Raw genomic sequence first — 23900 nt, 5'->3', positions numbered from 1 at the left:
CCGGGCTTTTTCTTAGCTTCCCAACACCTTCATCGCTTCCCGCGTCACGTTGTCCATCTCGTCCAGCAGCTCCAGAAACTCCGGCTCAAGATCGGATTCTGGCGTACCCGCGCGGAGCTGCTGTTCAAGCAGCTGGCAGAGATTTTTCAACCGCGGCACGCCGCTGTAGCCGCAGCTACCGTGCAGTTTATGGATGGCCTCCAGCAGCCCTTCAGGGTTTTCGCCCACCAGCTGTTCTTCAACCTTGTTACGGATCTCAGGCAGGAAGTCCACCAGCATTTGCAGCATATCGCGGGCCAGATCGGCTTTGCCTGCTGCCTGGCGCAGCGCCAGTTGCCAGTCAAACGTGGCATTCTGGTTAACGCTGATTTCCGGTGATTCAGCTGAAATGGTGTACGTCCCGCCAATGTGACCCGGTTTGTAGCGCAGCAGCAGGCTGTGCAGCTTCTCTTCATCAATCGGTTTCGCCAGATAATCGTTCATGCCCGCACCCAGCAGTTTCTCTTTTTGTCCCGCCATCGCGTGCGCCGTCACGGCAATCACCGGCGTCTGCTGCTGGTGTGGAAGCTGACGAATTAATTCGCAGGCGCGGATGCCATCCATGCCCGGCATCTGAATATCCATCAGGATCAGGTCAAACTGCATCTGTTTGGCTTGTTCTACGGCTTCGGCGCCGCTGGTACACAGCTCAACGTGCTGAACCTGATCCTCAAGCAGCACGCCAATCAGCTTAAGGTTTGCCGGGTTATCATCCACGGCCATCACCGTCATCGGCAGCTTATGTTCGTCGTTTTCCAGCGGCAGGGACTGATGCGTCAGACGGCAATATTCAGTCAACGCAGGTAACAGCCGTGTGGCGGTGAGGGGTTTCAGCAGACATGCCGCCGCCCCGTCGTTTTTAAGCTCTTCGGCGTTGATTTGGGCGTGGCACGGCAGAGCCAGCAGCAGGTAGTCCGTCATTGAGGCAGCCTTTGCCAGCCGTTCCTGCTGCATGGTCAGTTCTCCGGTAAATGTCACCGGAATCCCCAGCAAAAGAATATCGTAATGATCGTTCGCCAGCGCGGAGAAGGTCGGGCTGTAGACCACCTCCAGCGGCGTGCTGCTTAATACATCCAGCGTACACTGCGCCGCGGCGGCGTTCGGTTCCACATAGGCCAGACGCATCCCTTTCAGGCAGTCGGTGACCGGACCGTCGGTTTGCACGTTCGGATTAAGATCAAGATTGATATGGAACCAGAAGGTCGAGCCCCGGTTAGGCTGGCTGTGGAAGGAGATATCGCCTCCCATCTCTTTCACCAGCTTTTGGGTGATCACCAGACCCAGGCCCGTTCCGCCGTGACGACGGGAAATGCTCGCATCGGCCTGGCGGAACGCCTGGAACAGACGCGACTGATCGCGCTCCGGAATGCCGATGCCGGTATCCCGGATCTGAACTTCAATCTGGACCTTATTATTACTGAGCGCCCTTTTTTCGACCAGAATGTCGATGTTGCCGCTCTCGGTGAACTTAATCGCGTTGCCCACCAGATTGGTGATGACCTGTTGCAGGCGCAGCGGGTCGCCAATGACGTTATCCGGTACGTCATTTTTGATATTGAGCGTCAGTTCCAGCCCCTTATCATGCGAGGAGTGGGCGAGAAGCGTGACCACGTCATCCAGTGTGCTGCGCAGCGGGAAGGGGATACTCTCCAGAATCAACTTGCCCGCTTCCAGCTTCGAGAAGTCCAGTACGTCGTTAATAATGGTCAGCAGGTTGTTGGCTGAGCGTTCAATGGTATGCAGGTGGTCACGCTGGGTCGGGTTGAGCTCGCTTTTGAGCGTCAGACGGGTGAAGCCAATCACCCCGTTCAGCGGCGTGCGCAGCTCATGTGACATGTTTGCCAGGAACTCAGACTTAATACGGGCCGCCTCCTGAGCGCGTTTTTTCGCCAGATCCAGCTCCACGTTCTGGATCTCCATCTGCTCCAGCGTTTCGCGCAGGTCAGAGGTGGCCTGGTCAACGTTGTGCTGCATCTCTTCGTGATATGCCGCCAGCGACATCGCCATTGAATTGATGCCGTTTTTCAGCATATCCAGCTCGCCGAGCATGAAGCCTTCCACGCGGCTGTCCAGCTGACCCCGGCGGATCCGGTCAACGGTATTCACCATGTTACGGATAGGCCCCGTGACGTCGCGCATCAGCCGCCAGCCGAAGATCAACGCGATGCCGATACAGAACAGCATCATCACGCCGGAGATGAATATTTCTTTGTACTGCTGAAGCCGCACCGACTTGAGATCCAGCTCCAGCGCCACATATCCCAGCATATTATTGCTGGACTTCGCATCGGACTGGGCGGATTCGTCGGGTGAATAGCTTTCTGAGATAATCGGCGTGCGCAGGATCATGATATCGCCGCGCCGCAGGACCGTGAGATGACGCGGGAAAGGGGTACCTTCCGGGATTTTCAGCGACGTGGGATCCAGATGGAAATTCGAGGTGACGAAAAGACGGTTATGCTCATCGTAAACGGAAATGGCGCGCACAATCTCTGAATGACGGCGGTGCAGCACGCTGATTAACTGACCAATGGATTCACGGTTTTGCAGGTTCATACCGTACTCGCTGGAGACGGCCAGCGGTTCGATAATGCTGGCCCCGGCATCTTCAAGCTGTCTCTGCAAATCGTTATAGCGATGCACCACAAAGAAAATGCTCAGCAGCAAACCGATGAGAACGGTAGGAGCGAGGATCAAAATCATCATGCGCGCGCGCAGGCTGTAGTTGGTCATGGAGTTCCGTTATGGGACAATCAGGCTAATTATGTTTATTTGAGAACAATCTCGGCGATGGCGCAATTCTACTCTGCAAAACGACGCGTGACGACGCGTCAGATCATAACTGTTGAAGCCTCTGACCTCGATCCTTTTGGACAGGGGGTAGCGCGTCACAAGGGTAAGACACTGTTTATCACAGGTTTGCTGCCAGGAGAACGCGCAGATATTACGCTGACGGAAGACAAACGCCAGTATGCGCGCGGCCAGGTCAAGCGCCGTCTTAATGATAGCCCGGAGCGCGTGACGCCTCGCTGCCCCCATTTTGGCGTTTGCGGAGGCTGTCAGCAACAGCATGCCAGCACAGAATTACAGCAAAAAAGTAAAAGCAACGCGCTGGCCCGCCTGCTAAAACATGACGTCAGTGACATCGTTGCTGACCAGCCGTGGGGCTACCGTCGCCGCGCTCGCCTGAGTCTAAGCTACCAGCCAAAAACTGAACGGCTGGAGATGGGTTTTCGCAAAGCCAGCTCCAGCGATATCGTCTCCATCACGCAATGCCCTGTTTTGGTGCCCCAACTTGAGGCACTGCTCCCGGCCGTGCACCACTGTCTTGCATCGCTGGATGGTGTGCGTTCGCTGGGCCATGTCGAACTGGTGCTGGCCAACGGCGGCCCGCTGATGGTGCTGCGCCACACCGCACCGCTGTCCAGGACAGATCGCGAAAAACTGGAACGCTTTTCGCATTCTCATGAGCTTGCGCTTTTCCTCGCGCCGCAAAGCGAGATACTTGAGCAGGTTAGCGGAGACGCGCCCTGGTATGCGTCAGACGGGCTACGCTTAACGTTCAGCCCGCGGGATTTTATCCAGGTCAACGACGGCGTGAACCAGCAGATGGTGGCGAACGCGCTGGCGTGGCTTGACGTTCAGCCCACCGATCGGGTGCTCGATCTGTTCTGCGGTATGGGCAACTTTACCCTGCCGCTGGCCCGCAAAGCCGCAAGCGTGGTTGGGGTGGAAGGCGTTGAGGCGCTGGTGGCGAAAGGCCAGGAGAACGCCCAACAGAACGGCTTGCAAAATGTGACATTCTTTCATCAAAATCTTGAGGATGATGTTACTCAGCAACCGTGGGCTAAGCAGGGCTTTGATAAGATCCTGCTCGATCCGGCGCGCGCAGGTGCGCCGGGCGTGATGCAGCATATAATTAAACTCGCGCCTGAACGCGTGGTCTATGTTTCCTGTAACCCGGCGACGCTGGCCCGTGACAGCGAAGCATTATTGAGCGGGGGTTACCAGATTCGGCGTCTGGCAATGCTGGACATGTTCCCGCACACTGGACATCTGGAATCAATGGTGTTGTTCGAGCACATCTAATGAGTTTGGCTTGTCGACTTCGACAGGCCCTTGTCCCTAAAGGAGAGGACGATGGTTGCGGTAAGAAGTGCACATTTAAATAAAGCTGGTGAGTTTGACCCTCAAAAATGGATCGCAAGTCTGGGGATTTCCAGCCAGCAGTCGTGTGAACGCTTAACCGAAACCTGGGCCTATTGTTTACGCACAACGCAGGGGCATCCGGACGCTGAACTGCTGTTGTGGCGCGGCGTGGAGATGGTTGAAATTCTCTCCATGCTTAACATGGATATCGAAACGCTACAGGCCGCACTGCTGTTCCCACTGGCAGATGCTAACGTGGTGACGGAAGACGTGCTGCGTGAAAGCGTCGGCCAGTCCGTCGTGGCGCTCATCCACGGCGTGCGTGATATGGCCGCCATCCGTCAACTGAAAGCCGCGCAAACGGATTCTGTCTCTTCCGAGCAGGTGGATAACGTCCGCCGCATGCTGCTGGCGATGGTGGATGATTTTCGCTGCGTGGTGATCAAGCTGGCCGAACGGGTTGCCCATCTGCGCGAAGTGAAGGATGCGCCGGAAGACGAGCGCGTCCTGGCCGCCAAAGAGTGTACGAATATCTATGCGCCGCTGGCGAACCGTCTGGGTATCGGGCAACTGAAGTGGGAGCTGGAAGATTACTGCTTCCGCTATCTGCATCCGGCGGAATACAAACGCATTGCCAAATTGCTGCACGAACGCCGCATCGACCGCGAACACTATATCGAGGAATTTGTCAGCGGGCTGCGCCAGTCGATGAAAGAGGAGAATGTGCGCGCCGAGGTCTACGGGCGTCCGAAGCACATCTACAGCATCTGGCGCAAAATGCAGAAGAAACACCTCGCCTTTGACGAGCTGTTTGACGTGCGCGCCGTGCGTATCGTGGCGGAGCGTCTCCAGGACTGCTACGCCGCGCTGGGGATAGTACATACTCACTTCCGCCATCTGCCGGATGAGTTCGATGACTACGTCGCGAACCCCAAACCGAATGGCTATCAGTCCATCCACACCGTGGTGCTTGGCCCCGGCGGCAAAACTGTGGAAATTCAGATCCGTACTAAACAGATGCACGAAGACGCCGAACTGGGCGTCGCCGCGCACTGGAAGTACAAAGAAGGCACTTCCGGCGGCGCGCGCTCCGGACACGAGGACCGTATCGCCTGGCTGCGTAAGCTGATTGCGTGGCAGGAAGAGATGGCCGACTCCGGCGAAATGCTCGACGAAGTGCGCAGTCAGGTCTTCGACGATCGCGTCTACGTCTTTACCCCGAAAGGGGATGTGGTTGATCTGCCGGCAGGCTCTACGCCGCTCGATTTCGCCTACCACATTCACAGCGACGTGGGGCACCGTTGCATCGGGGCGAAGATCGGCGGACGTATCGTACCGTTTACCTACCAGCTACAGATGGGCGACCAGATTGAAATCATCACCCAGAAGCAGCCAAACCCAAGCCGCGACTGGCTGAATCCAAACCTCGGTTACGTGACCACCAGCCGCGGGCGCTCTAAAATTCACGCCTGGTTCCGCAAGCAGGATCGTGACAAGAATATCCTTGCCGGTCGTCAGATCCTTGACGACGAGCTGGAGCATATCGGGATAAACCTGAAAGAGGCGGAGAAGTTCCTGCTGCCGCGCTACAACTTCAACGAGCTCGACGAACTGTTAGCGGCGATTGGCGGCGGCGATATCCGCCTGAACCAGATGGTGAACTTCCTGCAAGCGCAGTTCAACAAGCCAAGCGCGGCAGAGCAGGATGCGGCAGCGCTGAAACAGCTCCAGCAGAAAACCTACGCTCCGCAGCAGCGCAGCAAGGACAATGGCCGCGTGGTGGTTGAAGGGGTGGGTAACCTCATGCACCATATTGCCCGCTGCTGCCAGCCGATACCGGGTGACGATATTGTCGGCTTTATCACCCAGGGGCGCGGGATCTCAATTCACCGCTCCGACTGTGATCAGCTTGCTGAGCTGCAATCGCATGCGCCGGAACGTATCGTGGAAGCCGTCTGGGGTGAAAGCTACTCCGCTGGCTACTCGCTGGTGGTGCGCGTCACTGCCAACGACCGCAGTGGCCTGCTGCGCGACATCACCACCATTCTCGCCAACGAGAAGGTCAACGTGCTGGGCGTTGCCAGCCGCAGCGATACCCGCGAGCAGCTTGCCACCATCGATATGACCATCGAAATCTATAACCTGCAGGTGCTGGGCCGGGTGCTCGGTAAACTGAACCAGGTGCCGGATGTGATTGACGCGCGTCGTCTGCACGGCGGCTGAACATCCTCTTCTGTAGGCCGGGTAAGGCAACGCTGCCACCCGGCATTTTGACATCAGGACAGAACTATGACTCAAATCGACCGCCTGCTTGGCATCATGAAACGCCTGCGCGACCCGGAAAACGGCTGCCCGTGGGATAAAGAGCAGACTTTCGCCACCATTGCGCCTTACACGCTGGAAGAGACCTACGAAGTGCTGGACGCGATTTCGCGCGAAGATTTCGACGACCTGCGCGGTGAGCTTGGCGACCTGCTGTTCCAGGTGGTGTTCTACGCTCAGATGGCGCAGGAAGAGGGGCGCTTTAACTTTGACGACATCTGCGCCGCTATCAGCGACAAGCTGGAGCGCCGTCATCCGCATATCTTTGGCGATGCCTCCGCAGGCAACAGTGCGGAAGTGCTGGCGCGCTGGGAGCAGATCAAAAGCGCCGAACGCGCTGAAAAATCCCAGCACTCGGCGCTGGACGACATTCCCCTGAACCTTCCTGCGCTGATGCGCGCGCACAAAATTCAAAAGCGCTGCTCGGCGGTAGGGTTTGACTGGACCTCTCTCGGCCCGGTGCTGGAAAAAGTGCACGAAGAGATCGACGAAGTGATGCATGAAGCGCAGCAGGCCGTTGTGGATGAAGCAAAGCTGGAAGAGGAGATGGGCGATCTGCTGTTCGCGACCGTCAACCTTTCTCGCCACCTCGGTGTAAAAGCGGAAACCGCCCTGCAAAAAGCGAACATTAAATTCGAACGTCGCTTCCGTGAAGTTGAGCGCATTGTGGCCTCGCGCGGCCTGGAAATGAGCGGCATTGACCTCGAGGCGATGGAAGAAGTCTGGCAGGAAGTAAAACGCCAGGAACATGATCTCTAACGAAATTTTGCGATCAAGCGCAATTTGTGTGATTTTTTAAATGACAAGCGCTTGATTTGCGTCAAAAACATTTACCCAAAAGGGGCTATTTTCTCACTCCTTATGTTTGTCATGGCCTGGGAAGGAGACGGAGAATGAAAGTTTGTGGCGCTCGTCGTGTTCGGGTATACTACTTTCCCGTCTTGGTTATTCCATCGTTTCACCCTAACTTCTCAGGTTCAGCATGACAACGAACTATATTTTTGTGACCGGCGGGGTCGTATCCTCTCTGGGTAAAGGCATTGCCGCAGCCTCCCTCGCAGCCATTCTTGAAGCCCGTGGCCTCAATGTGACCATGATGAAACTGGATCCGTACATCAACGTCGATCCTGGCACCATGAGCCCAACCCAACACGGGGAAGTGTTCGTTACTGAAGACGGCGCTGAAACCGATCTGGATCTTGGCCACTACGAGCGTTTCATCCGTACCAAAATGACCCGTCGTAACAACTTTACGACTGGCCGTATCTACTCTGACGTTCTGCGTAAAGAGCGCCGTGGTGACTACCTGGGCGCGACCGTGCAGGTCATCCCACACATCACTAACGCCATTAAAGAGCGTGTCCTTGCCGGTGGCGAAGGGCATGACGTTGTGCTGGTTGAAATCGGCGGTACCGTAGGGGATATCGAATCCCTGCCGTTCCTCGAAGCGATTCGTCAGCTGGCGGTAGATATTGGTCGTGAGAACGCGCTGTTCATGCACCTGACGCTGGTGCCTTACATGGCGGCAGCAGGTGAAGTGAAAACCAAACCGACTCAGCACTCCGTTAAAGAGTTGCTCTCCATCGGTATTCAGCCTGATATCCTGGTTTGCCGTTCCGATCGTGCGATTCCAGCGAACGAACGCGCGAAAATTGCATTGTTCTGTAACGTGCCTGAAAAAGCCGTTATTTCAATGAAAGACGTCGATTCCATTTATAAAATCCCGGGCCTGTTGAAATCACAGGGTCTGGACGATTATATTTGTAAACGATTCAGCTTGAACTGTCCGGAAGCTAACCTGTCTGAATGGGAGCAGGTGATTTACGAAGAAGCCAATCCGGGCGGCGAAGTGACTATCGGTATGGTCGGCAAGTATATTGAACTGCCGGATGCCTATAAGTCAGTTATCGAGGCGCTGAAGCACGGTGGTCTGAAGAATCGCGTCTCCGTCAACATCAAGCTGATTGATTCGCAGGATGTTGAAACGCGCGGCGTCGAAATTCTCAAAGATCTGGATGCGATTCTCATCCCTGGCGGCTTCGGCTACCGTGGTGTTGAAGGCAAGATCGCCACTGCACGCTATGCGCGTGAAAACAATATTCCATACCTCGGCATCTGCCTGGGTATGCAGGTTGCGCTGATTGAATTTGCGCGCAACGTAGCGGGAATGGAAAACGCGAACTCTACGGAATTTGTGCCAGACTGTAAGTACCCTGTCGTGGCGCTGATTACGGAATGGCGCGACGAAGACGGTAACGTCGAAGTCCGTACCGAGAAGAGCGATCTGGGTGGCACCATGCGTCTTGGCGCACAGGCCTGCCAGCTGTCAGACGATAGCGTGGTTCGCAAGCTGTACGGCGAGCCGGTGATTACCGAGCGCCATCGTCACCGCTATGAAGTCAACAACATGTTGTTGAAACAAATTGAAGCTGCGGGTCTGCGTGTTGCGGGCCGTTCCGGGGATGATCAGTTAGTCGAGATCATCGAAGTGCCAAACCATCCGTGGTTCGTGGCCTGCCAATTCCACCCGGAATTTACTTCAACGCCGCGTGACGGGCATCCGCTGTTTGCAGGCTTCGTGAAAGCCGCCAGCGAGTACCAGAAGCGTCAGGCGAAGTAAAAAAAGTTAGAACGGCAACGCGTACCCCTGGTACGCGTTGTTTGTCTGGAGTTTTAGTTTAACTTGTACTGAGGAAAATCTAATGTCCAAAATCGTTAAAGTCATCGGTCGTGAAATCATCGACTCCCGTGGTAACCCGACCGTTGAAGCCGAAGTTCATCTGGAAGGTGGTTTCGTCGGTATGGCTGCTGCTCCATCAGGCGCATCTACAGGTTCCCGCGAAGCGCTGGAACTGCGTGATGGCGACAAATCCCGTTTCATGGGCAAAGGCGTACTGAAAGCGGTTGGCGCTGTTAACGGTCCTATTGCTCAGGCTATCGTTGGCAAAGATGCCAAAGATCAGGCTGGCATCGACAAGATCATGATCGATCTGGACGGTACTGAAAACAAATCTAACTTCGGTGCGAACGCAATCCTGGCAGTTTCCCTGGCGAACGCCAAAGCAGCCGCTGCTGCTAAAGGTATGCCACTGTTCGAGCACATCGCTGAACTGAACGGCACCCCAGGCAAATACTCCATGCCTGTACCAATGATGAACATCATCAACGGTGGTGAGCACGCAGACAATAACGTTGATATTCAGGAATTCATGATTCAGCCTGTTGGCGCGAAATCCCTGAAAGAAGCGGTGCGTATGGGTTCTGAAGTGTTCCACAACCTGGCTAAAGTTCTGAAAGCTAAAGGTATGAACACTGCTGTTGGTGACGAAGGTGGCTACGCGCCAAACCTGGGTTCTAACGCAGAAGCGCTGGCTGTTATCGCTGAAGCGGTTAAAGCAGCAGGCTACGAGCTGGGCAAAGACATCACCCTGGCGATGGACTGTGCAGCATCTGAATTCTACAAAGACGGTAAATACGTTCTGGCTGGCGAAGGCAACAAAGCGTTCACCTCCGAAGAGTTTACCCACTTCCTGGAAGACCTGACCAAACAGTACCCAATCGTTTCTATCGAAGACGGTCTGGACGAGTCTGACTGGGATGGTTTCGCATACCAGACCAAAGTACTGGGCGACAAAATCCAGCTGGTTGGTGACGATCTGTTCGTAACCAACACCAAGATCCTGAAAGAAGGCATCGAGAAAGGCATCGTTAACTCCATCCTGATCAAATTCAACCAGATCGGTTCTCTGACCGAAACGCTGGCTGCGATCAAAATGGCGAAAGACGCTGGCTACACCGCTGTTATCTCTCACCGTTCTGGCGAAACTGAAGACGCTACCATCGCTGACCTGGCTGTGGGTACCGCTGCTGGCCAGATCAAAACCGGTTCTATGAGCCGTTCTGACCGTGTTGCTAAATACAACCAGCTGATTCGTATCGAAGAAGCGCTGGGCGAAAAAGCACCTTACAACGGTCGTAAAGAGATCAAAGGCCAGGCATAAGCCTGAACTTTCGTTCTTATGAAAAAACCCGCTTCGGCGGGTTTTTTGTTTTCTATAGCAGAAGCGGCAGCGTGGCGCTGGCCGTTTGCTGGCTTACGTCACCGTAATGGCTGTCTACTGCAATAAGGGAAGTGGTAAGCAGTTCAACCAGCAGCATCACGCCAACCTTGGCATTGAGCGCACCCGCGCTCAGCGGTCCCTCGGGCTTGGCTGCAACCAGCTGTAAATCGCTCAGGGAGGCCAGCGGGCTGCGGGGTGTATTGCTGAGCGCCAGTACCTTAACGCCACGCTTGCGGGCGAGTTTCACCACGTGAAGCAGATCCCGTGTAGAGCCAGAACTTGAGATGGCCACCACCAGCGTCTCTTTCGAGAGCGTCGTCGCATTCATGGCGGCGCGATGCATATCGCTAAACAGCTGTGCAGGTTTGCCGAGTCGCAGCAGCTTGTAATGCAAATACTCCCCCAGAATCGCGCTGGCCGCCACCCCGTAAATTTGCACTGATTGCGCCTGATGCAGGGCCAGTGTCGCCTGTTCAAGCTGGGCCCGGTCGAGGAGTTTTGCGGTATCTTGCAGCGCCTGGACAGACTCATCCACCACGTTATCTATCGCATCTCCTGCCTGACGCTCTGGCAAACCCTGCTGAATATCCAGCGCAAGCGCCATTTTAAATTCGTTATATCCCTTACAGCCCAGCGTGCGGCAAAGGCGTGTGACGCTGGCCTCGCTGGTGCCGCTTTCACGCGCCAGCTCGGTGATCGTCAGGTAGAGCACCCTGGCAGGATCGTTGAGAACAAACTCCCCCAGTTTTTGTTGCGTTGGGCTATACCCGGAAGCCTCCTGGCGTAGCTTCAGCAGCAGGTTTTCATGGTCCGACATGCTAGATCCTTAATGCGTTTCTCTGCCAACTAGTGTGGCGGAAAGCGGGGGAGAGATGCCAGTCATTTCGAAAAAGTATGATCGGCGTCCTGGTTTTTGGTGGTAATTTTCACAATTAAAATTATATGTGGTAAAAATTTTCATCAACAACCAGGGGGATAAAAAAATGATGCAAATGTTCAGCGGAGCGTCTTCCGGCGGATGGTTTGAAAAAGCGCAGCGCTTTGGCAAATCCTTTATGTTACCTATCGCCATACTGCCCGCAGCAGGTCTGTTGTTGGGGATCGGCGGGGCGCTATCGAATCCGAATACGCTTACCGCGTATCCATTTTTAGACGTTGGCTGGCTACAGGCCATCTTTACCATCATGAGCAGTGCAGGCTCGATTGTGTTCGCAAACCTGTCGGTACTGTTTGCTGTTGGGGTCGCCGTTGGGCTGGCAAAAAATGATAAAGGTACGGCAGGGCTGGCGGCATTACTCGCTTATCTGGTGATGAATGCCACTATCAATGCGCTGCTGATCCTGACCGGAAAACTGGCGCATGAGAACCCGGGCGCCGTAGGGCAGGGCATGACGCTGGGTATTCAGACGCTTGAAACGGGCGTGTTTGGTGGGGTCGTTATTGGGCTTGTGACCTGCGCACTGCATCATCGGTTTAATAAAATCGCGCTTCCGCAATTTCTGGGCTTTTTTGGCGGCTCGCGCTTCGTTCCCATTATCAGCTCGCTGGCGGCGATACTTGTCGGCGCGCTGATGACCGTGGTCTGGCCGCATTTTCAGAAGCTGATCTTTGGCCTTGGCGGTCTGGTGGATGCCACCGGCTATCTGGGGACATTGCTGTACGGCTTCATCCTGCGCATGCTTGGCCCGTTTGGCCTTCACCACATCTTTTATCTGCCGTTCTGGACCACCGCGCTTGGCGGCAGTGAAATTGTTAACGGTCACCTGGTTGAGGGCACGCAGCGGATCTTCTTTGCCCAGCTCGCGGACCCGAACACCCAGCACTTCTATGAGGGCACGTCGCGCTTCATGTCCGGGCGCTTTATTACGATGATGTTTGGCCTGCTGGGCGCCTGCCTGGCGATGTACCACACGGCTAAACCCGAGAACAAGAAGCGCGTAGCCGGGCTGCTGCTGTCAGCGGCGTTAACCTCTTTCCTGACGGGCATTACCGAGCCCATCGAGTTCTCATTCCTGTTTATTGCGCCGGTGCTGTACGTCATTCATGCGCTGTTTGACGGGCTGGCGTTTATGCTCGCGCACATGCTGCATATCACCATCGGGCAAACTTTCTCCGGCGGGTTTATTGATTTCGTGCTGTTCGGCATTTTGCAGGGTGAAGCGAAAACTAACTGGATGTTCGTCCCGCTGGTAGGCGTACCGTGGTTCTTCCTTTACTACTGTACTTTCCGCTATCTGATTAAACGTTTTGATTTTGCCACGCCGGGCCGTGAAAAGGAGGCGTTGGCTGACGAGGCTACCATGCCGCAAAGCGAGCGTGCCGCGGCGGTGATCGCCGGATTGGGTGGAAGAGACAATCTGGATGACGTTGACTGCTGCGCCACGCGTCTTCGCGTCACGGTGAAAGACGGTAGCAAAGTTAATGAAGCAGCACTGAAAGCGACCGGCGCGCGCGGCGTTATCGTCCGCGGCAACGGTGTCCAGGTCATCTATGGCCCGCACGTCACCCTTATCAAAAACGAAGTGGAAGAGATCTTATCGTAATGAAAACTGTACTGGATAACCTGAAAGGAAAACTGGTCGTCTCCTGCCAGGCGCTGGAAAATGAACCGCTGCACAGCCCGTTTATTATGTCGCGAATGGCGCTGGCGGCAGCCCAGGGCGGTGCCGCTGCGATCCGCGCCAATAGCGTGGTGGATATCAAGGCTATCAAAGGGCTGGTCTCACTGCCGGTCATCGGCATCATCAAACGGGACTATCCGGATAGCGAGGTGTTTATCACCGCGACGCTCAAAGAAGTGGATGAGCTGATGGCGGTCGCCCCGGACATCGTTGCGCTGGATGCGACCGCCCGGAAACGGCCCGGTGGCGTATCGCTGGGCATGCTGATCGCGCAGATCCGCACCCGTTACCCTTCGCTGCTGCTGATGGCGGATATTGCCACCGTGCAGGAGGCCGTGACCGCGCAGGCGCTGGGGTTTGATTGTGTCGGAACCACCCTTTACGGTTATACGGCAGAGACCGCGGGCCATTCGCTACCGGAAAATGACTGCGCGTTTTTGAAAGAGGTGCTGTCTGCCGTCACGATCCCCGTGATTGCCGAAGGTAACGTGGATACCCCCGATCGCGCGGCCAGGTGTCTGGAGTTGGGTGCGCATACGGTTGTCGTCGGCGGGGCGATCACCCGACCGCAGCAAATTACGGAACGGTTTATGGCGGCAATTGGCGCGCAAAGCACCGATGGAGCATGATCATCTGACGGGGATCTGCGATACTTATCGTTTATTCCCTTAACAGAGTTGACTATGCAGTACCCGATTAACGAGATGTTCCAGACCCTGCAAGGCGAGGGTTACTTTACCGGCGTTCCCGCTATCTTTATTCGTTTACAGGGATGCCCGGTTGGCTGCGCCTGGTGTGATACCAAACATACGTGGGATAAGCTCGCAGATCGGGAAGTGTCGCTGTTCAGCATTCTGGCTAAAACCAAAGAGAGCGATAAATGGGGCGCGGGCAGCGCGGAAGATCTGCTTGCCATTATTGGTCGTCAGGGCTGGACGGCGCGGCATGTTGTGATCACCGGCGGGGAACCCTGCATTCACGATCTGATGCCCCTCACCGAACTGCTCGAGAAGAACGGCTATAGCTGTCAGATCGAAACCAGCGGTACCCATGAAGTGCGCTGCTCCCATTCAACGTGGGTAACGGTTTCACCGAAAGTGAATATGCGTGGCGGTTATGACGTGTTGTCGCAGGCGCTTGAGCGTGCGGATGAGATCAAACATCCGGTGGGGCGCGTGCGTGACATCGAAGCGCTGGACGAACTGCTGGCGACGCTGACGGACGAAAAGCAGCGCGTGATCGCGCTACAGCCTATCAGCCAGAAAGACGATGCAACCCGTCTGTGCATTGAAACCTGTATCGCCCGCAACTGGCGCCTGTCGATGCAGACGCACAAATATCTGAACATTGCCTGATACTTGTGTGGCCCCGCTTAACGCGGGGCTTTTGTTGTTGGCAGTAAAGCCCAGGTCACGACTGCCGACCCAAGGCAAATCGCACTGTTGAACAGCAAGGCATACTGCGCGGCACTGGCCGTTCCCATCGGCAGCCATAGGGCGTATAGCGATGCGGTGACCGCGATCCCCATTGCGCCGCCCAGGGAACTGCCCATCTTATAGATCCCTGAAGCCACCCCCACTTTGTTTTCAGGGGCATTCATTACCGCCGTGTCCGTTGAGGGCGTGGCGTAACATCCGAGCCCCAGCCCGAATAAAATATTGCTCAGAAAGACGGTGACAATGTAGACCTCTTTGCTTAAGAAGGTGCATGAAATCAGCGTAATACCTGTTGCGGTCAGCAGCGGGCCGGTCATCATCGGCAGCCTGGCGCCATAGCGCTGAAGCAGTTTTTCACCCACCCGGATCATCGCCAGTACGGTAACCAGATACCCCAGCGTCATCATGCCGGTCTGTAGCGGTGACAGATGATGGCCTTGCTGCAACCAGATGCTGGCGATCATCATGGTGCCAATGCAGCCGTTGAGCAGGAAATTTGAGAATACCGAGGCGCTATAGGCACGGTTTTTAAACAGGGCGAAATCGATCAATGCCGCATCGCCCTTCCGCCGCCCGGTAACGACAAAGCACATCAGTGCAATCACGGCTCCACACAGTACAAGAAGCGATAAACTGCTGCTCCAGCCCCAGCTGTGTCCTTTGCTGATAAACAGATTGAACAGCACCAGCATAAGGACAAAACTCACCAGGCCGCTGATATCCAGCTTGTGTCGACACGCATCAGGGCTGCGGCTTTCCGGCGTGGCGCGGATAAGCAATAGCGCGACCAGAGCCACCACTATCGACAAAATAAAAATCCAGCGCCAGCCCAGCGTGGTGGCGATGGCGCCTCCCACAAACGAGCTCAGGCCACTCCCGCCCCATGAACCAATAACCCAGAAGCTGATTGCGCGCTGGCGTGCTTTCCCTTCATACCAGGTCTTAATCAGCGCCAGCGTGGCGGGCATGATGCAGGCCGCGGATAGCCCCTGTATCGCTCTTCCCAACAGAAACAGGACGGGCTCCCATGAAATGAACAGCAGACCGCTTCCGATCATGCTCAAAATCAGGCCTGTCATGGTCAGGCGCATGCGCCCAAACTTATCGGCAAACCCACCGCAGGCTACGACAAAACAGCCGCTAAACAACGCGCTCAGGCTGACGGCCAGCGTAAGGGTTTCGAGGGCAATGTCGAGGCTATTCTGCATGGCCGGAACCACGTTGATAACCGACTGGGCAAACAGCCAGAAGGTCAGAACGCTCATGACGATACCCGCCAGCAGCCGATCGTTACCGGCGTAGGCGGATGCGTCTGTCAGGGAAACGGTACTCATAATGCAGCCCTCCCCGGAAGGTGCGAATCAGCGCAGATAGTGTTCGGTCAGTGCGGCCCACAGCGCCGCGCCGGTGAGGAGAATAGTGTCGTTAAAGTCGTAGCCCGGGTTATGCACCATGCAGCGGTCAGGCTCATCGCCAGCGCCAAGGGTGAAATAACAGCCATTGGGATTTTTCTCGAGCATGAACGCAAAGTCCTCGCTGCCCATAAACGCATTCACCTCCGCGACGGAATCCTGACCGAACAGATCGGTGGCGACGTTGCGCACCATCTCATTGGCTTGCGGATTGTTTTTCAGTACCGGGCTGCCATTAATGTGTCGAATGGTAGCCGTGGCATTGAAACTTTCCGCCTGCGCAACGGCGATATCATGGATGCGCTGTAGCACGGTTTGCCGCACGCTTTCATCCAGCGTGCGCACGGTAAGTTTCATCAATACTTTGTCGTTGATGATGTTGGGAGCATGTCCAGCCTGAATGCTGCCTACGGTAACGACGGCAGGCTGAAAAGGGGTGATATTGCGCGAAACAATGGACTGCAAAGCGATAGTGATATGACAGGCAATCAGGGTGGCGTCTACGGTATGTTCTGGCACCGCGCCGTGCCCCCCCACGCCGTTAACCTCAATATGAAGGGTGTCCGAAGAGGCCATCATGGCGCCATCGCGCAGACCAATTTTTCCGACGGGCTGTGACGGCATATTGTGCAGACCAAAAATGTGGTCGCAGGGGAACAGGTCAAACAAACCGTCCTCTACCATAACGCGTCCGCCATACAGAAGTTCTTCCGCGGGCTGAAAAATAAGGTGCAGCGTGCCGTTAAAATTGCGGGTGCGTGCCAGGTACTCCGCTGCATACAGGAGCGTTGTGGTGTGGCCGTCATGACCGCAGCCGTGGAATTTACCCTCAACGGTACTGCTCCAGGCCTTGCCGCTGTTTTCCTGCATAGGCAGCGCATCCATGTCGGCGCGCAGACCCAGGCGTTTAGGCCCGTTACCCACCTTCAGCGTGCCGACCACACCGGTTTTCGCCAGGCCGCGATGAACCTCATATCCCCATTCCTCAAGCAACGCCGCAACGCGATCGCTCGTATTGTGCTCCTCAAAACCAATTTCAGGATGCTGATGAAAATAGCGACGTAATTCAGTGAACTGGGCCTCTTTGCCGCGCAGAGCTTCGATAATTGGATGTGTCATTTTTGTTATCCTTTTTATGCCAAACGGTGATAATTTCGAGTCTATGACGATCGCACTGCCAGAAAATGCATTTTTTTGTTGTAAAGCGACGGTTTTGTTTTGATTGTTTTTCATACAATTCCGTTATGACAAAAAAGAGCCGGTCATTATTTGTCTTTGATGAGGGGTAAGATGAATCAGCGGGGAGATGAATTTTGGGTGGAGATCCAGGACATTCGCCACTGCGTGAAGGATGAAGGCGATACGCTAACGTTGCTCTGGGTGCTGGAAGGGCGGGCTGAGCTGAATACCGATGTGGGACGTGACATCCTGGAGGCCAATACCCTTGCCATCATCAACCGTCATCGGCGCTGGCAGTTCACGAGCGAAACGGCAAATATCACCCTGCGCGTGTCCCTTTCCGGGCGCTGGGTGGTCCAGCTCTGCAATGATTTTTTTGTCCATGATTACGCTATACCGGCAGAAGCCGGAGGCGTCTGGCCCCAATGCGATGCGCTTCGCGATCTGCTGCGCCAGCTTCTTGTGGTCACCCTCATCAACGACCCACACCGCTACCGGCTGGAGGCGTACCGCTGGCTGAGCGAGATATTGCTGTTGCTGACCAGCCGCTTTCAGCAGCCCGCCCGGTTTTTGTCCCGTGAACTTTCCCCAGCGCACAGCAAACGCATTGCCCGGGTGATAGAGCGGATCAATGCCAGTTATTCTCGCCGTATTACGCTTGCGGAAATCGCCGCGAGTGAATATGTCTCTGAAGCCTGGCTCTCTCGTCTCTTTAGAAAGGAGGTGGGGATCAGTTTCATGCAGTACATCACCACCCTACGGCTGGAAAAGGCGGCTGACGCGCTCCGTCTGACGAACCGACCGCTGCATCAGATTGCGCTTGAGCAGGGTTTCGCCAGCACGCGTATGATGACCGATCGGTTTCGGCGTGTTCACAATATGTCCCCGGGTGAGTTTCGTAAGTCCCGACGCCAGCACCCGGAGGCCACACGTGTTCGTACGGACAGGTGTGAGCAGCGCTATCCGGTGGCCATGGATAAGCTGTTTAGCCTGCTCAATGAACCGGTGGCGCGCGGCTGGGGAGCCTCCCCGCTTATCGATCGCCCGCAGCAGGAGCAGACACTGGATCTTGAGCAGCTTAATCCTCTCTCCACCTCGCTGCGCCGTATGCGGGTAGTCATTACTCTGCGTGAGCTCGACGATTTACTGCGTGAGGACGTTCGTCAGAATCTTGAAGCGATAAATGAGGCCATTCCCATAGAGGGAATTGATATCGCCGAACCTTTTCTCAGCAGCCGTCTGTTTGCCACCGGGTGGGATGACCCCCAGATGGCGGGCTACGCCTGCTGGTACAATCTGCATCAGCTCTTCACCTGGCTGGCAAAAAAGCAATGGACGGTGCTGCTGCACACCGGCGTAACGACCCGTCGCGATCTACTTGCCCGTTTTTTACAACGGACGGTCAATCATTTTTCGCCCGAGATCACCGCGGGCTGGCACTTTGTCATGCACTGGTCAACACAGGCGAGTGAGGAGACCCGGGAGCAGGTCTGGCTGGCGCAGCACAACGTCATACGCAACTATCTGCCACAGGCAAAGTTTGGTTTATGGCATCGATTTTCACCCGACAGCGCGGGCGTGAGCGACAATACCCTGTTCAGCTCAGCCATCCTGATGCAGGCCGATTTTCTTGCCTGTTCAGCCGATGCCAATGAACTTCTCGATCCTGCGCAGCGGGAGCCAGCCCAACTCTCTTCTACAGAAAATTATCCGGTACAGAAGATCCGCCAGATTATCGCCGCCCTTCGTCTGCGCAAATGTTCGCTTCCCGTCTGGCTTCTCTCCTGGAATACCCTCACCGGGAACACGCGGGCGACAAACGGCTGGTTTTTTCGTGGGGCGCTGCTGATGCAGAGCCTGCTCGGGCTATCGGAACAGGTCTGGCTAGGGGGATTCTGGCTCAATTCGGGCCTTCAGGGTGAAGCCCGTGCGAACAACACCATCGATACGTCAAGCCTTGCGCTACAGTACAACCATGGTCTTCCACGGCCGGTTTATTGGGTACTCTGGCTCTGGCAACGCCTGCGGGGCGAGGTGCTGGTAAACGACGGGCGTGTTCTGCTCACGCGCCATCACAATGGTTACCAGTTGCTGCTGCGTAATGTGGTGGTTTTTAATCCGCTCCTTTCCAGTGAAGAAGCATTCATCCAGCGTTTTCGCCAGCAGTATCATTTACACCTGAAGGGAATGCGCGGTATTTGGCGAATTAAACGCCATCTTTTCGATCAGCATAACGGCGCGCTCTATCCGTTGCTTGAAGGGGTAGGCAGCGAAAGCGGCCCTGACGAAGAGATGTGGCGCTGGATAGCGCACAAAGCGCGTCCAACGCTTTCCCTGTACGATGAACGCATTGATGACGGCTGGCAACTGACAGAATCACTGGAGAGTAATGCGCTGGTGCTCTATGAGTTTACGCCGCTCGTGCCTCTTGAGGCCGAAACGGAGGAGATTCACTCCCCGCGGTAGACGCAGCCTGCCGTGCAGGTCTCTTTGATCATCACCGCGCTCAGCAGCGGCACAAGCGGTTTCATCTGATCCCAAATCCATTTCGCCAGCACTTCGCTGGTCGGGTTTTCAAGGCCCGGAATATCATTCAGATAGTAGTGATCGAGACGATCGTAGGTCGGCTTAAACGCGGCCTTCAGTTCGGCAAAGTCCATGATCCAGCCCGTATGGGGATCGACTTCACCGGTGATTTCAAGACGCACCATAAACGAGTGCCCATGCAGGCGGCCACATTTGTGCCCTGCAGGAACGTGTGGAAGGTGGTGTGCGGCTTCGAAGGTGAAATCTTTAAACAGTGTGGTGGACATCATAGCTCTCAGGAATGCGGAAAAAACCGCCGCATAGTACCGGAAAGCACAATTTTTATCATTAATTAAAACGGCTCTGAACGGTCACCGCCTCGTATTCATGGTGTTTATCGATTTTTGTTGTTTTATTTCATATGGTTATTTAATCGCTTTTATCGTTAAGAACGATAACTAAAACAGGTTAGTCCATTTGGTTATTAATTATTTCCATCCCTTCTTTAATTGTTATTATCCCCGCCGTTAACCTTATCTTCAGTTTGGATTTATTCGCTTAAAGTCCGCTTTGCTACTGGAACATAACGACGCATGACAACACAGGCCCCACCTTCAAATTTGCTTCCCCTTAACCCGGAGCAACTGGCGCGCCTCCAGGCCGCGACTTCCGATTTTTCACCCACCCAGCTTGCCTGGGTCTCCGGCTATTTCTGGGGAATGCTGAACCAGCAGCCGGGTGCTGTGGCAGGCGTCCCGCCAACGGCCGTTGAAATTCCTGCCATCACGCTTATCTCCGCTTCGCAAACGGGTAATGCCCGTCGTGTGGCCGAAGCGCTGCGTGATGACCTGCTCGCCGCGAAGCTGAACGTTAACCTGGTCAACGCCGGGGATTATAAATTCAAACAGGTCGCGTCAGAAAAACTGCTGGTGGTGGTGGCGTCAACGCAGGGGGAAGGTGAGCCTGCTGAAGAAGCCGTCGCGCTGCATAAGTTCCTGTTCTCGAAAAAAGCACCAAAGCTCGAGGGCACCGCCTTTGCCGTCTTCGGCCTCGGTGATATGTCCTATGAATTTTTCTGCCAGTCCGGTAAAGATTTCGACAGCAAGCTGGCGGAGCTGGGCGCAGAGCGCCTGCTGGATCGCGTAGACGCTGACGTGGAATACCAGGCTGCCGCCGCCGAATGGCGGGCGCGCATCGTTGAGGTGCTGAAGGCCCGCGTCCCGAAAGAGACGCCAGCGCAGGCCGCCGTTACCGTAGCCGGCACCGTTAACGAAATCCACACCAGCCCTTACACGAAAGAGGCGCCGCTGACGGCGAGCCTGTCGGTAAACCAGAAAATCACGGGCCGTGATTCAGAAAAAGACGTGCGCCATATCGAAATCGATCTCGGTGACTCTGGCCTGCGTTACCAGCCTGGCGATGCGCTGGGCGTCTGGTATCAGAACGATCCGGTGCTGGTGAAAGAGCTGGTCGAGCTGCTGTGGCTGAAAGGCGATGAACCGGTTATCGTGGACGGCAAAACGCTCTCGATCTCCGAGGCGCTCCAGTGGCATTTCGAACTAACGGTGAATACCGCCAACATCGTTGAAAACTACGCCACCTTAACCCGCAGCGAATCGCTCCTTCCGCTGGTCGGGGATAAGGCGAAGTTACAGCAATACGCGGCGACAACGCCGATTGTCGATATGGTGCGTTTCTCTCCGGCACAGCTGGATGCTGACGCGCTGGTCGGCCTGCTGCGTCCGCTGACCCCGCGCCTGTACTCCATCGCCTCCTCGCAGGCGGAAGTGGAAAACGAAGTCCACATCACCGTTGGCGTGGTGCGTTACGACATCGAAGGCCGCGCGCGCGCGGGTGGGGCGTCAGGCTTCCTGGCAGACCGCGTGGAAGAAGAGGGCGAAGTTCGCGTCTTTATCGAGCACAACGACAACTTCCGCCTGCCGGCGAACCCCGAAACGCCGGTGATTATGATTGGCCCGGGCACCGGTATTGCGCCATTCCGCGCCTTTATGCAGCAGCGTGCAGCAGACGACGCGCCGGGTAAAAACTGGCTGTTCTTCGGCAACCCGCACTTTACTGAAGATTTCCTCTACCAGGTTGAGTGGCAGCGCTACGTCAAAGAGGGCGTGCTGACCCGCATCGATCTGGCCTGGTCCCGCGATCAGAAAGAAAAAGTATACGTACAAGACAAACTGCGCGAACAGGGCGCAGAGCTGTGGCGCTGGATCAATGACGGCGCCCACATTTATGTCTGCGGCGACGCCAATCGCATGGCGAAAGACGTTGAGCAGGCACTGCTGGAAGTGATTGCCGAATTCGGCGGTATGGATGCCGAAACGGCGGATGAATTTTTAAGTGAGCTGCGCGTAGAGCGCCGTTATCAGCGAGATGTCTACTAATGAGCGAAAAACATCCTGGCCCACTGGTGGTCGAAGGCAAACTGACTGATGCCGAGCGCATGAAGGTAGAAAGCAACTACCTGCGCGGTACCATTGCCGAAGATTTAAATGACGGCCTGACCGGCGGTTTCAAAGGCGACAACTTCCTGCTGATCCGTTTCCACGGTATGTACCAGCAGGACGACCGCGATATCCGCGCCGAGCGTGCCGAACAGAAGCTGGAGCCGCGTCACGCGATGCTGCTGCGCTGTCGTCTGCCGGGCGGGGTAATCACTACGAAACAGTGGCAGGCGATCGACAAGTTTGCCGGTGAAAACACGATTTACGGCAGCATCCGTCTGACTAACCGTCAGACCTTCCAGTTCCACGGCATTCTGAAGAAGAACGTCAAGCCGGTGCACCAGATGCTGCACTCCGTGGGTCTGGACGCGCTGGCGACCGCCAACGACATGAACCGTAACGTGCTCTGCACCTCGAACCCGTACGAATCTGAGCTGCACGCCGAAGCGTACGAGTGGGCGAAAAAAATCTCCGAACATCTGCTGCCACGTACCCGCGCCTATGCGGAGATCTGGCTCGATCAGGAGAAAGTCGCCACCACCGATGAAGAGCCGATCCTCGGTCAGACCTACCTGCCGCGTAAGTTTAAAACCACGGTGGTGATCCCGCCGCAGAACGATATCGACCTGCACGCCAACGACATGAACTTCGTGGCGATTGCCGAAAACGGCAAGCTGGTCGGCTTTAACCTGCTGGTGGGCGGCGGTTTGTCCATTGAGCACGGTAACAAGAAAACTTACGCCCGCACCGCGAGCGAGTTCGGCTTCCTGCCGCTGGAGCACACGCTGGCCGTGGCAGAGGCGGTGGTTACGACCCAGCGCGACTGGGGTAACCGTACCGATCGTAAAAACGCGAAAACCAAATATACCCTTGAGCGCGTAGGCGTCGAGACGTTCAAAGAAGAAGTGGAGCGTCGCGCGGGCATCAAGTTTGAGCCGATCCGCCCTTACGAATTCACCGGTCGCGGCGATCGCATCGGCTGGGTGAAAGGCATCGACAATAACTGGCACCTGACGCTGTTTATCGAAAACGGCCGTATTCTTGATTATCCGGGCCGTCCGCTGAAAACCGGCCTGCTGGAAATCGCAAAGATCCACAAAGGCGAGTTCCGTATTACCGCCAACCAGAACCTGATCGTCGCCAGCGTGCCGGAAAGCGAAAAGGCGAGAATTGAAGAGCTGGCCCGCGAGCACGGGTTGATGAATGCGGTGAGCGCGCAGCGTGAAAACTCAATGGCCTGCGTGTCGTTCCCGACCTGTCCGCTGGCGATGGCCGAAGCCGAGCGATTCCTGCCGTCCTTCACTGATAAAGTGGAGGCGATTCTGGAAAAACACGGTATTCCGGACGAGCATATTGTTATGCGCGTGACGGGCTGTCCGAACGGCTGCGGCCGCGCGATGCTGGCCGAAATCGGTCTGGTAGGGAAAGCGCCGGGTCGATATAACCTGCATCTGGGCGGTAACCGTATCGGGACACGAATTCCGCGTATGTTCCGTGAGAACATCACCGAGCCGGAAATTCTCGATTCCCTCGACGTGCTTATCGGACGCTGGACGAAAGAGCGCGAAGCGGGTGAAGGCTTCGGCGACTTTACGGTACGTGCGGGCATCATTCGCCCGGTGCTCGATCCCGCAAGGGATTTCTGGGAATAACATCCCGGCGGTTTCACCGCTTTTGTAGGCCGGGCAAACGCAGT

16 protein-coding genes are annotated in these 23900 nt (G+C 55.8%); 11 read left to right on the top strand and 5 right to left on the bottom strand.

The features are described from left to right. Nucleotides 1-12 precede the first annotated feature (12 nt). Nucleotides 13-2772, bottom strand: coding sequence for a two-component sensor histidine kinase BarA (gene barA / locus INF86_RS01940; protein ID WP_022649206.1), 2760 nt, complete (start codon nt 2770-2772; stop codon nt 13-15). A gap of 57 nt (nt 2773-2829) precedes the next feature. Here barA and rlmD point away from each other — a divergent pair, with 57 nt between their 5' ends. The 5 genes from rlmD (at nt 2830) to eno (ending at nt 10511) form a co-directional block, all read left to right on the top strand. Then, nucleotides 2830-4128 carry a 23S rRNA (uracil(1939)-C(5))-methyltransferase RlmD gene (gene rlmD / locus INF86_RS01935; RefSeq protein WP_193543170.1) on the top strand — a complete coding sequence of 433 codons (1299 nt, stop codon included), beginning with the start codon at nt 2830-2832 and terminating at the stop codon, nt 4126-4128. Nucleotides 4129-4179: 51 nt separating this feature from the next. After that, nucleotides 4180-6411, top strand: a complete 2232-nt coding sequence (gene relA / locus INF86_RS01930; protein ID WP_022649204.1) for a GTP diphosphokinase — start codon at nt 4180-4182, stop codon at nt 6409-6411. Nucleotides 6412-6477: 66 nt separating this feature from the next. Continuing rightward, nucleotides 6478-7269: a nucleoside triphosphate pyrophosphohydrolase gene (mazG, locus tag INF86_RS01925; protein ID WP_022649203.1), complete on the top strand. Its 792-nt coding sequence runs from the start codon at nt 6478-6480 to the stop codon at nt 7267-7269. A gap of 223 nt (nt 7270-7492) precedes the next feature. Next, nucleotides 7493-9130 carry a glutamine hydrolyzing CTP synthase gene (gene pyrG / locus INF86_RS01920; protein ID WP_022649202.1) on the top strand — a complete coding sequence of 546 codons (1638 nt, stop codon included), beginning with the start codon at nt 7493-7495 and terminating at the stop codon, nt 9128-9130. An 82-nt stretch (nt 9131-9212) separates the two neighbouring features. After that, nucleotides 9213-10511 (top strand): phosphopyruvate hydratase, encoded by a 1299-nt coding sequence (gene eno / locus INF86_RS01915; RefSeq protein WP_022649201.1) that lies wholly within the window; start codon nt 9213-9215, stop codon nt 10509-10511. A 52-nt stretch (nt 10512-10563) separates the two neighbouring features. On the opposite strand, the gene INF86_RS01910 is transcribed toward eno, so the two are convergent. After that, nucleotides 10564-11388: a MurR/RpiR family transcriptional regulator gene (locus tag INF86_RS01910; RefSeq protein ID WP_015571725.1), complete on the bottom strand. Its 825-nt coding sequence runs from the start codon at nt 11386-11388 to the stop codon at nt 10564-10566. 166 nt (nt 11389-11554) lie between these two features. Here INF86_RS01910 and INF86_RS01905 point away from each other — a divergent pair, with 166 nt between their 5' ends. The 3 genes from INF86_RS01905 to queE are packed head-to-tail and all read left to right on the top strand — an operon-like array spanning nt 11555 to nt 14547. After that, complete coding sequence (locus tag INF86_RS01905; protein ID WP_063163567.1) at nt 11555-13114, top strand: maltose/glucose-specific PTS transporter subunit IIC; 1560 nt, start codon at nt 11555-11557, stop codon at nt 13112-13114. After that, on the top strand, nt 13114-13821 hold the full coding sequence (locus tag INF86_RS01900; RefSeq protein WP_063163539.1) for an N-acetylmannosamine-6-phosphate 2-epimerase: 708 nt from the start codon (nt 13114-13116) through the stop codon (nt 13819-13821). The genes INF86_RS01905 and INF86_RS01900 overlap by 1 nt, the downstream gene beginning before the upstream one ends. A 54-nt stretch (nt 13822-13875) precedes the next feature. Next, on the top strand, nt 13876-14547 hold the full coding sequence (gene queE / locus INF86_RS01895) for a 7-carboxy-7-deazaguanine synthase QueE (RefSeq protein ID WP_006811780.1): 672 nt from the start codon (nt 13876-13878) through the stop codon (nt 14545-14547). A 17-nt stretch (nt 14548-14564) separates the two neighbouring features. Here queE and INF86_RS01890 read toward each other — a convergent pair whose 3' ends face one another. Together INF86_RS01890 and INF86_RS01885 are read right to left on the bottom strand one after the other, a co-directional pair. Continuing rightward, a complete protein-coding gene (locus INF86_RS01890) occupies nt 14565-15962 on the bottom strand; it encodes an MFS transporter (RefSeq protein WP_032626005.1) in 1398 nt (465 codons plus the stop codon). A 27-nt stretch (nt 15963-15989) separates the two neighbouring features. Beyond that, complete coding sequence (locus INF86_RS01885) at nt 15990-17159, bottom strand: M20 aminoacylase family protein (RefSeq protein ID WP_193543169.1); 1170 nt, start codon at nt 17157-17159, stop codon at nt 15990-15992. 171 nt (nt 17160-17330) lie between these two features. Here INF86_RS01885 and INF86_RS01880 point away from each other — a divergent pair, with 171 nt between their 5' ends. Beyond that, nucleotides 17331-19685: a helix-turn-helix domain-containing protein gene (locus INF86_RS01880; RefSeq protein ID WP_193543168.1), complete on the top strand. Its 2355-nt coding sequence runs from the start codon at nt 17331-17333 to the stop codon at nt 19683-19685. On the opposite strand, the gene queD is transcribed toward INF86_RS01880, so the two are convergent. Next, nucleotides 19670-20035, bottom strand: a complete 366-nt coding sequence (gene queD, locus INF86_RS01875) for a 6-carboxytetrahydropterin synthase QueD (RefSeq protein ID WP_006811776.1) — start codon at nt 20033-20035, stop codon at nt 19670-19672. The two genes, INF86_RS01880 and queD, sit on opposite strands and share 16 nt — an antisense overlap. A gap of 303 nt (nt 20036-20338) precedes the next feature. Here queD and cysJ point away from each other — a divergent pair, with 303 nt between their 5' ends. Both cysJ and cysI read left to right on the top strand, forming a co-directional pair. Further along, on the top strand, nt 20339-22144 hold the full coding sequence (cysJ, locus tag INF86_RS01870) for an NADPH-dependent assimilatory sulfite reductase flavoprotein subunit (protein WP_193543167.1): 1806 nt from the start codon (nt 20339-20341) through the stop codon (nt 22142-22144). Next, nucleotides 22144-23856 carry an assimilatory sulfite reductase (NADPH) hemoprotein subunit gene (gene cysI / locus INF86_RS01865; RefSeq protein WP_193543166.1) on the top strand — a complete coding sequence of 571 codons (1713 nt, stop codon included), beginning with the start codon at nt 22144-22146 and terminating at the stop codon, nt 23854-23856. Before cysJ ends, cysI begins: the two co-directional genes overlap by 1 nt. Nucleotides 23857-23900: the final 44 nt, after the last annotated feature.

The sequence above is a fragment of the Enterobacter cloacae complex sp. I1M genome (assembly GCF_014982425.1).
Classification (GTDB): Bacteria; Pseudomonadota; Gammaproteobacteria; order Enterobacterales; family Enterobacteriaceae; genus Enterobacter; species Enterobacter intestinihominis.
Note: the sequence above shows the minus strand (reverse complement) of the source record. Positions and strands in the feature narration are given on the sequence as shown.

Excerpts from the sequence above, each read along its gene's own strand:
- barA (WP_022649206.1), bottom strand. The coding sequence starts at position 2,772 with ATGACCAACTACAGCCTGCGCGCGCGCATGATGATTTTGATCCTCGCT.
- rlmD (WP_193543170.1), top strand. The coding sequence starts at position 2,830 with ATGGCGCAATTCTACTCTGCAAAACGACGCGTGACGACGCGTCAGATC.
- relA (WP_022649204.1), top strand. The coding sequence starts at position 4,180 with ATGGTTGCGGTAAGAAGTGCACATTTAAATAAAGCTGGTGAGTTTGAC.
- mazG (WP_022649203.1), top strand. The coding sequence starts at position 6,478 with ATGACTCAAATCGACCGCCTGCTTGGCATCATGAAACGCCTGCGCGAC.
- pyrG (WP_022649202.1), top strand. The coding sequence starts at position 7,493 with ATGACAACGAACTATATTTTTGTGACCGGCGGGGTCGTATCCTCTCTG.
- eno (WP_022649201.1), top strand. The coding sequence starts at position 9,213 with ATGTCCAAAATCGTTAAAGTCATCGGTCGTGAAATCATCGACTCCCGT.
- INF86_RS01910 (WP_015571725.1), bottom strand. The coding sequence starts at position 11,388 with ATGTCGGACCATGAAAACCTGCTGCTGAAGCTACGCCAGGAGGCTTCC.
- INF86_RS01905 (WP_063163567.1), top strand. The coding sequence starts at position 11,555 with ATGATGCAAATGTTCAGCGGAGCGTCTTCCGGCGGATGGTTTGAAAAA.
- INF86_RS01900 (WP_063163539.1), top strand. The coding sequence starts at position 13,114 with ATGAAAACTGTACTGGATAACCTGAAAGGAAAACTGGTCGTCTCCTGC.
- queE (WP_006811780.1), top strand. The coding sequence starts at position 13,876 with ATGCAGTACCCGATTAACGAGATGTTCCAGACCCTGCAAGGCGAGGGT.
- INF86_RS01890 (WP_032626005.1), bottom strand. The coding sequence starts at position 15,962 with ATGAGTACCGTTTCCCTGACAGACGCATCCGCCTACGCCGGTAACGAT.
- INF86_RS01885 (WP_193543169.1), bottom strand. The coding sequence starts at position 17,159 with ATGACACATCCAATTATCGAAGCTCTGCGCGGCAAAGAGGCCCAGTTC.
- INF86_RS01880 (WP_193543168.1), top strand. The coding sequence starts at position 17,331 with ATGAATCAGCGGGGAGATGAATTTTGGGTGGAGATCCAGGACATTCGC.
- queD (WP_006811776.1), bottom strand. The coding sequence starts at position 20,035 with ATGATGTCCACCACACTGTTTAAAGATTTCACCTTCGAAGCCGCACAC.
- cysJ (WP_193543167.1), top strand. The coding sequence starts at position 20,339 with ATGACAACACAGGCCCCACCTTCAAATTTGCTTCCCCTTAACCCGGAG.
- cysI (WP_193543166.1), top strand. The coding sequence starts at position 22,144 with ATGAGCGAAAAACATCCTGGCCCACTGGTGGTCGAAGGCAAACTGACT.